Origin of the sequence: Streptomyces sp. NPDC007875, assembly GCF_042868035.1 — a bacterium.
GTDB classification, from domain to species: Bacteria; Actinomycetota; Actinomycetes; order Streptomycetales; family Streptomycetaceae; genus Streptomyces; species Streptomyces antimycoticus.
This window is the reverse complement of the sequence record NZ_JBIADZ010000028.1, coordinates 45203-56789: the sequence shown is the minus strand read 5'-3', so window position 1 is coordinate 56789 and position 11587 is coordinate 45203. Positions and strand designations below refer to the sequence as shown.

General features: G+C 70.1%; 13 protein-coding genes. 2 read left to right on the top strand and 11 right to left on the bottom strand.

The window, feature by feature from the left end:
- Positions 1 to 274 precede the first annotated feature (274 nt).
- The 10 genes from ACFYOY_RS39030 to ACFYOY_RS38985 all read right to left on the bottom strand — a co-directional run bounded on the left by ACFYOY_RS39030 (position 275) and on the right by ACFYOY_RS38985 (position 9711).
- A complete protein-coding gene (locus ACFYOY_RS39030; protein ID WP_388592437.1) occupies positions 275 to 658 on the bottom strand; it encodes a ribose-phosphate pyrophosphokinase-like domain-containing protein in 384 nt (127 codons plus the stop codon).
- A gap of 399 nt (positions 659 to 1057) precedes the next feature.
- Entirely contained in the window at positions 1058 to 1816 is a 759-nt protein-coding gene (locus tag ACFYOY_RS39025; RefSeq protein ID WP_388592379.1) for an MBL fold metallo-hydrolase, read from the bottom strand.
- A 2-nt stretch (positions 1817 to 1818) separates the two neighbouring features.
- Positions 1819 to 2895, bottom strand: a complete 1077-nt coding sequence (locus ACFYOY_RS39020) for a trans-sulfuration enzyme family protein (protein ID WP_388592375.1) — start codon at positions 2893 to 2895, stop codon at positions 1819 to 1821.
- 42 nt (positions 2896 to 2937) lie between these two features.
- The gene (locus tag ACFYOY_RS39015) at positions 2938 to 3108 is read right to left on the bottom strand and encodes a PhzF family phenazine biosynthesis protein (RefSeq protein WP_388592373.1); all 171 of its coding nucleotides are present in this window, start codon (positions 3106 to 3108) and stop codon (positions 2938 to 2940) included.
- A 193-nt stretch (positions 3109 to 3301) separates the two neighbouring features.
- On the bottom strand, positions 3302 to 3547 hold the full coding sequence (locus tag ACFYOY_RS39010; protein ID WP_388592371.1) for an acyl carrier protein: 246 nt from the start codon (positions 3545 to 3547) through the stop codon (positions 3302 to 3304).
- Entirely contained in the window at positions 3544 to 4914 is a 1371-nt protein-coding gene (locus ACFYOY_RS39005; RefSeq protein ID WP_388592368.1) for a dihydrolipoamide acetyltransferase family protein, read from the bottom strand. Before ACFYOY_RS39005 ends, ACFYOY_RS39010 begins: the two co-directional genes overlap by 4 nt.
- Before the next feature lie 2 nt (positions 4915 to 4916).
- A complete protein-coding gene (locus ACFYOY_RS39000; RefSeq protein ID WP_388592366.1) occupies positions 4917 to 5912 on the bottom strand; it encodes an alpha-ketoacid dehydrogenase subunit beta in 996 nt (331 codons plus the stop codon).
- Positions 5913 to 5916: 4 nt separating this feature from the next.
- Complete coding sequence (gene pdhA, locus ACFYOY_RS38995; RefSeq protein WP_351903489.1) at positions 5917 to 7017, bottom strand: pyruvate dehydrogenase (acetyl-transferring) E1 component subunit alpha; 1101 nt, start codon at positions 7015 to 7017, stop codon at positions 5917 to 5919.
- Positions 7014 to 8807, bottom strand: a complete 1794-nt coding sequence (acsA, locus tag ACFYOY_RS38990; protein ID WP_388592363.1) for an acetate--CoA ligase — start codon at positions 8805 to 8807, stop codon at positions 7014 to 7016. Before acsA ends, pdhA begins: the two co-directional genes overlap by 4 nt.
- A gap of 28 nt (positions 8808 to 8835) precedes the next feature.
- Positions 8836 to 9711: a universal stress protein gene (locus ACFYOY_RS38985; protein ID WP_388592361.1), complete on the bottom strand. Its 876-nt coding sequence runs from the start codon at positions 9709 to 9711 to the stop codon at positions 8836 to 8838.
- A 204-nt stretch (positions 9712 to 9915) separates the two neighbouring features.
- Here ACFYOY_RS38985 and ACFYOY_RS38980 point away from each other — a divergent pair, with 204 nt between their 5' ends.
- Together ACFYOY_RS38980 and ACFYOY_RS38975 are read left to right on the top strand one after the other, a co-directional pair.
- A complete protein-coding gene (locus ACFYOY_RS38980) occupies positions 9916 to 10515 on the top strand; it encodes a hypothetical protein (RefSeq protein WP_388592358.1) in 600 nt (199 codons plus the stop codon).
- Positions 10516 to 10558: 43 nt separating this feature from the next.
- Positions 10559 to 10849, top strand: a complete 291-nt coding sequence (locus ACFYOY_RS38975; protein WP_351903477.1) for a DUF1876 domain-containing protein — start codon at positions 10559 to 10561, stop codon at positions 10847 to 10849.
- 56 nt (positions 10850 to 10905) lie between these two features.
- On the opposite strand, the gene ACFYOY_RS38970 is transcribed toward ACFYOY_RS38975, so the two are convergent.
- Positions 10906 to 11580: a CBS domain-containing protein gene (locus ACFYOY_RS38970; protein WP_351903474.1), complete on the bottom strand. Its 675-nt coding sequence runs from the start codon at positions 11578 to 11580 to the stop codon at positions 10906 to 10908.
- Positions 11581 to 11587: the final 7 nt, after the last annotated feature.

Here is an 11587-nt window from a genome sequence, read left to right as displayed (position 1 = left end):
CACCGATCGGCCGCGTTCGCAAGGCCCTCACCGCCGGGGCCGTCAACTGTCCACGTCATCGTGCCGACACTCCTCGCCCGGCCGGACCCGCGTCCTGACGCTTCGGGCCTCGCCGTTCAACGCCTGCGGGGCCCATCTGCGCACATCTCCCGTCGGGTGCGCGGGAAATCCGCCTCCGACACGGCCGTGATGGACCGGACGGGACGATTGGCACCACCATGCGGGCGTATCGGCTCCCCTCCCCGTTGACATGGTCTGCCGTCGCTACGACGGCTTAGCTGAAGCGGCAGTCCCTGCGTCTACCCCGTGGCGAGCGTGTCCGTGACGAGCACGCTGCGGAGCGGGAGCCGTCCGAGCCCGGTCCCGGGCGTCTGCCGTCAGGAGGCCATGGGTCGCGGCCACGGTCATGTCCGGAGCGGCCCCGCATGGGTATAGGACCCGGACCGCCGCCTCCACCGGTATGCCGCACACCGCCTCCAGTGCGGCGGTGTGCGGCGCCCATGACGAGGCCGGTCCGCGCCCGCACCTCGAGGGCCTCAGCCACGACCCGGACTCCCACCGGCCGGCCCGCCCGCGTGCGGCGGTCCTGCCGGGCGCAGCCGAAGTACGGTGCGACGGCGAGGAGCCTGTCCGCACCACCCCGGCGACAGGCATCCAGCAGCAGGACCCGCCAAGTCCCCGAGCTCAGATCCCTCCCCGGCCACGGGCCGCGGTCACGTTGCCTTCTCCGACGCCCGCACTCGCGGCCCGTGACAAGCTGTGGACATCCGGGTGCATGGCTCCTTGACAGGGACCTCGCGCATGATCCCAGGCCAAGCGGTCAGACCACCGCCATCCCGCGGCCCCGCCACCGGGAAGGCCCGGTGGCACGCCGCGCAGGCCCCCTGTTCGCTGCTGTCCTTTGACAGCGAAGGTAGTCGAACGCCGGCCGCTTACCTGTGCCGACTATGTTGGATGTCAACGAGGCCTGCTCGTGCTGGCGTTGTCCGGTTCGATTTTCTCTGCGCTGCGCAGGTGCCGAATCGCGGCATCGGCCACAGGTGCGTGCTTGACAGATTCAGACGAGCGCTGGCGCAAGGTACTCAAGCGCGTAGCCAGTGCCCTCGCGTGTGACGTGTCCCACTCCGGGCGAGTCCAGATGGGCGCCGGCGACGAAGTATCCGGGCCTGGTGAGTTGTTCGAGGAGCGCGGTGCGTGCTTTGCGCGCTTGTGGCTGTGCGCCGTCGAGTTCCCAGGACACGTCCGGCTGGGCGAATTGCAGTGACGGTACGTGCACGGTGTCGCCCCAGACGAGGAGCCGGCTGGCGCTGCTGCTGACCCCGTAGACGGTGTGGCCGGGGGTGTGTCCGGGGGTCGGGACGGCCGTCGCCCAGTCGTTGATCGCGACCTTGCCGGTGACGGGGACGACTCGGCCGCGGACGGGCTCGAGCCGCCCCGTGAATACCGCTGTGTCGCCGACGCCGATCCACACGCGTCGGAGGTCGGGGAACGCCTCGGAGCCATCGGGTGCGATGAGGGCGCCCACGTGGTCTTCGTGGTTGTGGGTGATCGCCACGTCGGTGATGTCGCCGCGGTCGATTCCGGCTTCGTCGAGGGCGTCGAGGAGCGATCCCATGGTGGAGTGCCAGGCGTTGGATGCGCCGGTGTCGATGAGGACTGCTGCGGTTCCGTCGGTGACATGGAACGCGTTGACCGACAGCCGCAGGTTGCCGCCGACGAGTGGGACCGTGTCCGGCAGCTCCGCAAGCGGGTGTCCGTTCTTGTCGCGCAGCCGTGTCGGCGGCATGTCGACGTGGCCGTCGCGCAGTGAAGTCACTGTCAGGTCTCCGAATGCGAATGTGGCGTATCGCCGGCCGCTGGAGGAGAGCCGCATGGAGTCGTCCTTGTGTACGGGGGGGGTGGTCGGTCGGGGTCGGGGAGTTGTCCGCGAGCGGCTTGCTGCCTGGCCTCGCGGCGGCTGCGGCAGCGAGTCCGCCGCGAGGACAGGCAGCCGCGGCGCGTGCGGCTTCGCAGGAGCCCTCCTTCGTCCGCTTGCTGACGGTGTTGCGCAGGGCGCCCAGTCCGGTGACCGCGCACTCGACGACGTCGCCGGAGGTGAGGAAGCGCGGCCGGGTAGTGCACGCGTGTCACCGCCGGGTGGCTGCTCAGTGCCTCGGCGAGGGCGAGGCCGTTGTCGTTGTGCCGCGGAACGCGCAGCGGCAGGGTGCGTATGCCGCGCAGCAGCAGCCATGGGTCGGTGGGGCCGAGGGTGGCGCCGGTGAGCAGGCTGGTGTCCCAGATCCGGTCCAGGATCTTCGCCGGTCCGGCCAGCACTCCGGCGGAGACGTCGGAGTGGCCGTTGAGGTACTTCGTCGCGCTGTGCCAGACCACGTCGATGCCGAAGTCCGCCGGGCGCTGGTTCAGCGGGGTGGCGAAGGTGTTGTCCGCCAGGGTCAGCACACCGTGGGCGCGGGCCAGGCCGGCAACGGCCCGCAGGTCGGTGATCTGCAGCAGCGGGTTACTCGGTGTCTCCACCAAGATCAGCCGGGTCTTGGAGGTGAGGGCCTTCTCGAACTCCTCGGGGTCTCTCTGGTCGACCAGCGTGGTGGACACGCCCAGGCGCGGCAGCAGGTTCAGCAGGACCGAGGCCGTGCCGCCGTAGGTGGACTTCTGCCCGATGACATGGTCGCCGGAGGACACCAGGGCGAGCACCGCGGTGGTGATCGCGGCCATGCCGGACGCGGTGACCATCGCGCCCTCGGTGCCCTCCAGTTCCGCGACGACGGCGGCGGCCTGAGCGTGGTTGGGGTTGCCGGAGCGGGTGTAGAAGTCCTGGCCCCGCGGCTCGACGGCGCCGGCGGCGAACGTGGTTGCGTCCTCGGTGCCCGGATCCCTCGGGGTGGGCCCCGATCGCACCGACCATCGCGGTCGGAATGAGGGACAGGTCGGGCTCGAGGGCTAGGACGGCACGAACGTGGTCTCGGACAGGTTCGTCCAACGCGCCAGGCGCTGCATCTCCTCATCTGTCAGGTCCGTGCCGTCCAGGACGACCGCGACCGGATTGCCACCGTAGGGAAGCGTGGAGAACATATCGACCTGCATGAACGGACGGGTTCGCGACCTGGTCATCGAGGGCCTTTCGTATCGGTGCCAGCGGATTCGGCGTCCATCCCAGCTGGCGCGTGTGGGACCGGTACAGGGCCACTCGCAACGCAGTGGCCCCGCCAACCTCCTCGTGTCCGTCGCCCCGACCGACCTCGAAGCCCCTCCACCACTTCATGAGTTAGTCCACCGGAAAGCGTGACGGCAGCCGGCAACCGTCTCACTCCGTGCGCGAGGCGAGGAACCCGGCGCAGTCGGACAGCGTGGTGAGCCGCGGCGTGTCCTCGTCGTCGATGCGGACGCCCGTGCGCTCGCTGAGCGTCTCGATGAAGCTCAGGAAGTCCAGCGAGTCGAGTTCGAGGGCGTCGCGGAAGGCGTCGTCCGGGCGCAGGGCGGCGAGGTCGGCGCCGGGCACGACCTGCGCCAGGGACTCCTTGACCACGTCCGCTGCTTCGGTGCGGTTCACAGCTCCTCCGGATGCTGCAGGAAACGGTCGATCGCGGTCAGACAGCGGGCCCCGATGGCGCCGTCGGTTGCCCGGTGGTCGGCGGAGAGGGTGGCCGTGACCGTCGGCCGTACGCCCAGCAGCCCATCGACGGCGCAGGGACGGTCGACGAGGCGCCCGAACCCGATGAGGGCCACTTGCGGCGGGTAGATCACGCCGAGAACACTCTCCACTCCCTGATCTCCGAGGTTGGTGACCGTGATGGTGGGGTCGGAGACCTCGGAACCTCGCAGCCGCCCCTCGCGGGCCCGGGTGACCAGGTCCTTCAGGCGGGCCATCAACTGCGGCAGGGCAAGCGTGTCGGCGTCGCGCAGCGCGGGGGCGACAAGCCCGCCACCACGCAGGGACACCGCCACGCCCAGGTGCACACCGTCGCCCTCGGTGAAGTGGTCCTCGGTCCAGAAACCGTTGAGCGCGGGCACTTCCCGCGCCGCCAGGGCCGCGGCCTTCAGCAGCAGGGCGGCGGGGAGCAGCCGCTCGCCCACCGGGCTGCGCCGGTTGTGCTCGCGCAGCCAGCCCATCGCAGCGGCCATGTCCACGGTGGTGGACAGATAGTAGTGCGGGATGTCCCGCTTGGAACGTGCCATCAGGCCGGCGATCGTCCGGCGCATGCCCCCGGCTCGGTCGTCAGCCGTGCGCGCCGGTACAGCGCGGCCGCTCACCGGGGCGGCTACGGGACCGGGAGCAGCCTTGCGCACGTCATCGGCCCGGACAGCGCCGTGTCTGCCGGTCCCCGTCACGGCGGCGAGGTCCACCCCCAGTTCCCCGGCCAGCCGTCGGGCGAGAGGGGTGATCCGCGCTCGCGGCTGCCGGGCGGCAGCGCGCTTGACATCAGAGCGAGTGATGCGTCCGTGAGGGCCCGAACCGTGGAGAGTCTCCAGGTCGACACCACGCTCCCGCGCCAGCTGCCGGACCAGGGGGACGGCCTCGCGAGAGGCGGGTTCTTCCCGGGAAAGGGCGACGGGGGGCCCGTGGGCACCGGCGGAAACGGACTCGGGCGGAGGCCGCGAGACAGGCTCCGGTGGCGGCGTGACCTTCGGCTTGCGACCCCGCGGCGGCTTCCTCCTCGGCTTCTCCGGTTTCCCTTTCCCCGTCGCCGTTTCGATCAGCGCGAGCGGGGTGCCCACGGGCACCGTCCTTCCGGGCTCAACCAGCAACTCTCCCACCGTTCCGGTCTCGAAGCACTCGACCTCGATCGTGGACTTCGCGGTTTCGACCACCGCGACCGGATCACCCCGCTGGACCCGCTCACCGGGGCGCACCAGCCACTCCTGGAGCGTCCCCTCGTCCATGTCGGCGCCGAGCGACGGCATCGTGAACTCGGCCATGGTCAGTCCACCGCCCGGTGGGCGGCGGCCACGACATCGGCCGCCTGCGGCAACGCGGCCTCCTCCAGCCGCCGGGCATAGGGCATGGGGCACTCGGCGCTGCACACCCGCTCGACGGGCGCGTCCAGTTCGTAGAACGAACCCTCGGCGATCCGTGCGGACACCTCGGCGGCCAGACTGCCGGTGCGCCAGGCTTCGTCGACGACCACGGCATGATGCGTGCTGGCCACCGAGGCGGCGATGGTCTCGCCGTCGAGTGGCCGCAGTGTGCGCAGGTCGACGACCTCGGCACTGATGCCTTCGACGGCCAGTTCGTCGGCCGCCATGAGCACCTTGGGCAGTGAGCCGCCATAGGTGATCAGGGAGATGTCGGTGCCGGGCCTGCGGACCGCCGCGTGGTCCAGGTCCACCGACGCGGCAGGCGGACCCAGCTCGCCCGAGGCGTTGTAGAGAACGCCATGCTCGAAGATCAGGACCGGATCGGGGTCGGCCAGGGCAGGGGCCAGCATGTGGCGAGCGTCCTCGAGGGTCGCCGGGGCGATCACCCGGATGCCGGGAATATGGGCGTACCAGCCCTCAAGGCTGTGCGAGTGCTGCGCCGCGAGCTGGCGGCCCGCACCCGTCGTCATGCGGATCACCAGGGGAACAGGCAGCTGACCGCCCGACATGTGCAGCAGGGTGGCGGCGTTGTTCAGGATCTGGTCGAGGGCGAGCAGGCTGAAATTCACGGTCATGATCTCGACGATCGGCCGCATCCCGGCCAGGGCGGCGCCGATGCCCGCGCCGACGAACGCGGACTCCGACAGCGGGGTGTCGCGGACCCGCTCCGGACCGAACTCCTCCAGCAGCCCGAGGCTGACGCCGAAGCAGCCGCCGTACCGTCCCACGTCCTCTCCCATCAGGAACACGCGGTCGTCGGAGCGTATGGCTTCGCGAAGGGCCTCGCGCAGCGCTTCCCGGTAGGTGGTCTTCCGCTCATCCGTCCGGCTGGTTCCCACGGCGTCAGCTCACCTCCCCCACCGGCGCGCTGGTGACATGGCGCAGCAGGCTCTCGACCGGCTCCTCCGGCGCCCGTTCGGCCGCTTCGACCGCGTGTTCCACTTCTCCACCAACCCGACGTTCCAACGCGGCCAGCGCCTTGCCGTCCAGTTCGCCGCGCTCGCGCATCCGGTCCGTGAGCCGCTCGATGGGGTCCCGCCCCTTCCACTGCTCGATCTCGGCCTTGTCGCGGTAACGGTCCGGGTCGTACATCGAGTGCGCCCGGAACCGGTAGGTACGCAGTTCGAGGAAGTGCGGTCCGGCGCCTGCCCGGATCCCCTCGGCGGCCCGGCAGGCCGCGGACTCGACGGCCTCGGCGTCCATGCCGTCCACGGCCCAGGAGACCATGCCGTACGAGGCGGCGCGCAGGGCCAGGTCGGTCTGTGCCTCATGACGCTCCAGGGCCGTGCCCATGGCATACCGGTTGTTCTCACAGACCAGCAGCAGCGGCAGGTTCCACAGCGCGGCGAGGTTCGCGGTCTCATGGAACTCGCCCTCCGCGAAGGCGCCGTCGCCGAAGAAGCAGCAGGTGACGCGGGGCTGTCCGCGCATCCGGTCGGCCAGCGCGAGCCCGGCGGCCAGCGGAATCCCGCCGGCGACGATGGCGTTCCCGCCGTAGAACCGGCGGCTGGCGTCGAAGAGGTGCATGGACCCGCCACGGCCCCCGCTGCACCCGGCCGTCCTGCCGTACATCTCGGCCATGACAGCTTCGGCCGGAATACCACGGGCGAGTGCGTGGCCGTGCTCACGATACGTGGAGACCACCGCGTCGTCCGGGGTCAGCGCCTCGTTGATGCCGACTGCAACGGCCTCCTCCCCGATGTAGAGGTGGACGAAGCCCCGGATCTTCGCGGCGCTGTACAGCTCGACGCACCGCTCCTCGAAACGGCGGATGCGCAGCATGGCGTGCAACAGGTCGCGGCGGTGTGCGGCCCCGGGCCGGCCAGCGGAAGACCCTTCGTCGCTCTTGCGCACGCTCTTCGATGTCCTGGGGGTCTTCGCTGTCTTCGGCGACTCGGTGGGCTTCGCGGTCTTGCGCGTCCGGGTCTCGCGGGCCGGGCTCATGCTGATCCCTCCAGAGTGGACAGGTCGCCGGTGGGCAGGCCGAGTTCCCGGGCGCGCAGCACTCGGCGCATCACCTTGCCACTGCGGGTCTTGGGCAGGTTCTGGTCGAAGCCGATCTCGCGGGGCGCTACCGCCGGACCCAGTCGCCGACGTGCGAAGGCCAGCAGATCGCGCTCGAGATCTGGGCTGGGCCCGATGCCGGGACGCAGCGACACGAACGCCTTGACAACGTTCCCGGCGACAGGATCCGGCCGTCCGATCACTCCGGCCTCGACGACCGCGTGATGCTCCATGAGCGCGCTCTCCACCTCGAACGGCCCGATCAGATGTCCCGCGGACTTGATCACGTCGTCGGCACGGCCCACGAACCAGAACCAGCCGTCCGCGTCCCGGCTGACCAGGTCGCCCGTGAGATACCAGCCGTCGGCGAACGCGGCCCGGTAACGCTCCTTGTCGTGCAGATAGCCGCGGAACATGGACGGCCAGCCAGGGCGCAGCGCCAGCTCTCCCTCGGCCCCCGGGCGATCCTCCACGCTCACCTGGCCGTCGGTCACCAGCGCCCGGCCGTCCTCCCCGCACTTCAGGACCGCCGCCTCGACACCCGGCAGCGGGCGTCCCATCGAGCCGGGGCGGATGTCACAGGACGCGAAGTTCGCGATCATGATGCAGCCGGTTTCGGTCTGCCACCAGTTGTCATGAACCGGAAGGCCCAGCACATCCCGGCCCCAGACCACCGCCTCGGGGTTCAGTGGCTCACCGACCGAGGCGATGAACCGCAGACGGGACAGGTCGTAGGAAGCCGGCAGGTCGTGAGAGCCTCGCCTAGGCGTGGCCCGCATCAGCATGCGCAGCGCCGTGGGCGCGGTGTACCAGACGCTCACCCGCTGCTCCTCGAGGATTCGGTACCAGCGCCTGGTGTCGTACTCGCCCTCGTCGACGACGAGCGTCACACCGTGGACGAGCGGGGCGATGATGCCGTACGACATGCCGGTGACCCACCCAGGGTCGGCGGTGCACCAGTAGACGTCCTCAGGGTGCAGATCGAGCGCGTAGGCGGCGGTGGCGTGGTGGGCGACCACCGCCTCGTGGACGTGTACCGCGCCCTTGGGAGTGCCGGTGGTGCCACTGGTGAAGTGCAACAGTGCCATGTCCTCCGGTGAGGTCGCCGGGATCGTGAACTCTTCCGGAGCTTGGTCCATCAGCTCGTCGAAACCGAGAGTGCCCGGCAGGTCCTCACCACCGGGACCGACGATCAGCACATGGTCCAGTCCCGCCAGGGACGCACGGCGTTCGGCCACCTTGCGCCGGTAGAGCGCCGCGGTGGTCACCAGGACCCGCGCATCGCCGAGCCTGAGCCGCTGTTCCACCGGGTCGGGACCGAAGGCGGAGAACAGCGGGCAGAGGACGCTGGTGTTCTTCAGGGTGCCCAGCACCGCGGTGTACAGCTCGGGGCAGCGGCCGAGCAGTGTGAACACCCGGTCGCCCCGGCCCAGGCCCAGCGAGCGCAGGACGTTGGCGAAGCGGGCAGTGCGCCGGGCCAGGTCGGCGTAGGTGACGGTGCGGACGGTGCCGTCCCGGGCGACACAGCGCAGCGCGCTCCTTTCCCCACCGTCGGAGCGGGCATGCCGGTCCACCGCCTCGTGGGCGATGTTCAGGCCGCCGCAGGGGAGTCCAGCCAGCGCGGCGCCCGCCCGCGACCAGGAGAACTCGGCGCGGGCCCGGTCGTAGTCGGTGAGGTTCGGCGTGACGTACGACGGTGCGGTGTCCTTCCGGATCGTCTCCCAGACCATGAACCGTCCTTCCGGTGTCTGCCCGGCGTCATTCGTGGGGGACCACAGCGATCGGGCAGGGTGCGTGGTGCACGGCCGCCTGCGCCACCGGGCCGAGTCGGGGCGCCAGAGCGGGCGGGTGCTTCCGCCGGCCGATCATCACCAGCCCGCTGTCCCCGGCCGCATGCACGACGGCCCGGGGCGGACTCTCGAGTCGGACTTGGTCGATGACGCGTACCCGGGGAAACTTCTCGCGCCACGGACGCAGCACCTCGTCCATTTCCCGCTGCGCGTTCGCGGCGATGTCCTGAGCGATTTGGGACTCCACCCCCCACGGGCCATGTGCCTGGGCCGGCAGGCTCCTGCCGTGGACAGCCAGCAGCGGTACCCCTCGGGTGAAGGCGGTGACATAAGCGAATTCGAGGAGGTTGTCCTGAGGCCCGTGCAGACTCAACCCGACCACCACAGGCCGATCACGGACATCGGACGCCCTTTCCCGCTCCTCTTCCCCGCCCGCGCGCACCAGGACCACGGGCCGCTCGGCCCGGGCCACGACATACAAGCTGATGTCGCCGAAGAAAAAGCTCGCCACCCGCTCCAGCCCGCGAGAGCCGAGCACGAGCATCCGGGACCGCGCCGCCGCGTCGAGCAGGGCCTTCTCGGCCTCCTCTGCGACCAGCTCTTCCTCGATACGCAGATCCGGGTGGCGTCGGCTGAGTTCCGCATGCGCTTCGTGCACGATCCGCTTCGCCCAATAGTCCTGCTCGTCCTCCCCGGGGCTGTCGGCCGGCTGCGGGGACAGGAGAATCCAGGCATGTAGCAGCCGCAGCCCCAGCTCGCGGCGCTCCGCCTCGTCGGCAGCCCAGCGAGCGGCGGCAAGGCTCTCGGCCGAGCCGTCGAGACCCACGGCGACAACTTGTTCCATGGTGTTGCTCCGTCTCGTGAGAGGACCTCGCCCCCGAGGAGTACCCCCATATACCAAAAAGCCTCATTAATTATGGAATACCGTGTTTCACGGGAACAGGGTGATTCAGCTACATGTATGGGCCCTTCGGCCCTGTGATCGGGTTCACCCGCACCCGACCGTGGAGAGGAAGGAGCTCAGCCGAACGAGTTCCGGAGGCGCGACATGAACTCACACGGCTGCCCCGGTACGAGAGGACTCGGTCTGCGTGCCTATGTGCGTCTGTCGAGTGCCGTAAACCCCTTGTTGCGCCCCTGCGACCGGTTGCGGTTCCGGCTCTCCATCCTGCTGCTGTTCGTCCTGCTGATCGGCCTGCCGACTGCCTCGCTGGGTGCCGGATGGGCCGCGTACATATCTGAGATGCACACGGCCCGCGTCCAGGCGGCGGAACGGCACCAGGTGACGGCGCGCCTGACCGCGGACAGCGAGGGGACTGCTGCCGCCCGGCAGTGGGCCCAGGTCAGCTGGACGGATCGGGACGGGTCGAAGCGGACGGGCGCCGCCCGCGTGGCCACCGGCACTCCCCAAGGCGCCATCGTGCGGATCTGGGTGGACCGCGAGGGGACCGTCACCGAAGCGCCAATGCGGCCCGCCACCGCGGCGGCGACCGGCTGGGGCACCGGATGCGCCACCGCCGGCGCGGTCCTCGCCGCGGTCACCAAGGCACGCGTCGGCCTTGTCCATGTCCTGGACCGCCGGAAATACGCGCGGTGGGGCGCCGAATGGGACCTGCTGGAGCCCCAGTGGTCCGGGAGGTCTCGCTGAGCGATGCCGTAGCCGACCATCATCTTCTGCCGAGGAGTAGACGATGTCGCACACAGTGGAATGGAAAGTCCGCCTTTACCTCTTCGAGGACGACGGAACGACGAAGGCACGCGTCGTGCTCGACACCAGGGACACCTCGCTCACCGGTCACGGGACCGCCCGATGCAATCCCGAGGATGACGACGTGCCCGAGATCGGCGACGAGCTGGCGGCCGGGCGGGCGCTGCACGATCTGGGTGACCAACTGCTGGGTGCCGCGGAGCGCGATATCAAGGGCAGCGGTGCGATGCCCCGCGCCCGGACACATGCGGCGGCGTGGGGGTGGCCTGCCTGAGGCGCCCGTCCCGCGGCCTCGGACATGCGGCATCCCCACCGCCTGTCCGAGGCATCTCAGGCCGCGGTGGCGGAACCCTCCGTGTCATCGGTTCCGTAGGCGATGTGCTCGGTGACCGAGACCACCCCGTCCACGCCCCGGCACAGCCGCACGATGACCGGGACCAGGCTCCTGGCCTCGACCGATCCGTCCAGCGTGACCTCACCCTCCCGCACCTCGACCGTCACGGCCGAGGGAGCCAGGCGCAGGGTCCGACGCAGCAGATCCCTTTCGATCTCGTCGCGGATCGCGTCGTCGTGGCGCAGGAAGACCCGCAGCAGATCGCCACGGCTGATAATGCCGAGCAGCTGGTCGGTCTCGTCCACCACGGGAAGCCGCTTGATGTTCCGGGCCGACATCACGCGAGCCGCCTCGACGACCGTCCACTCCGGACGCGCGCACACGGCGGGTGCCGACATCAGCTCCTCCGCCCTCGCGCCCTCCGCCTTCGCGCGCTCCCACGCCTCCAGCTGCGGGAGGGGCAGCCGACCGGACGGGTCGGTCTGACCAGACGACTTGCGCAGCAGATCGGCCTCGGACACCACGCCGATCGGGCGTCCGGAACCGTCCACGACCGGCACGGCTGTGACGTCGTACTCAGTGAGGAGCCCCACGAGTTCCTTGAATGGCAATTCGCGTGGTGCCTGGACCACCGGACGCGTCATGAGCTCTCCGACCGTTCTGTGGTGCATGTCCCGA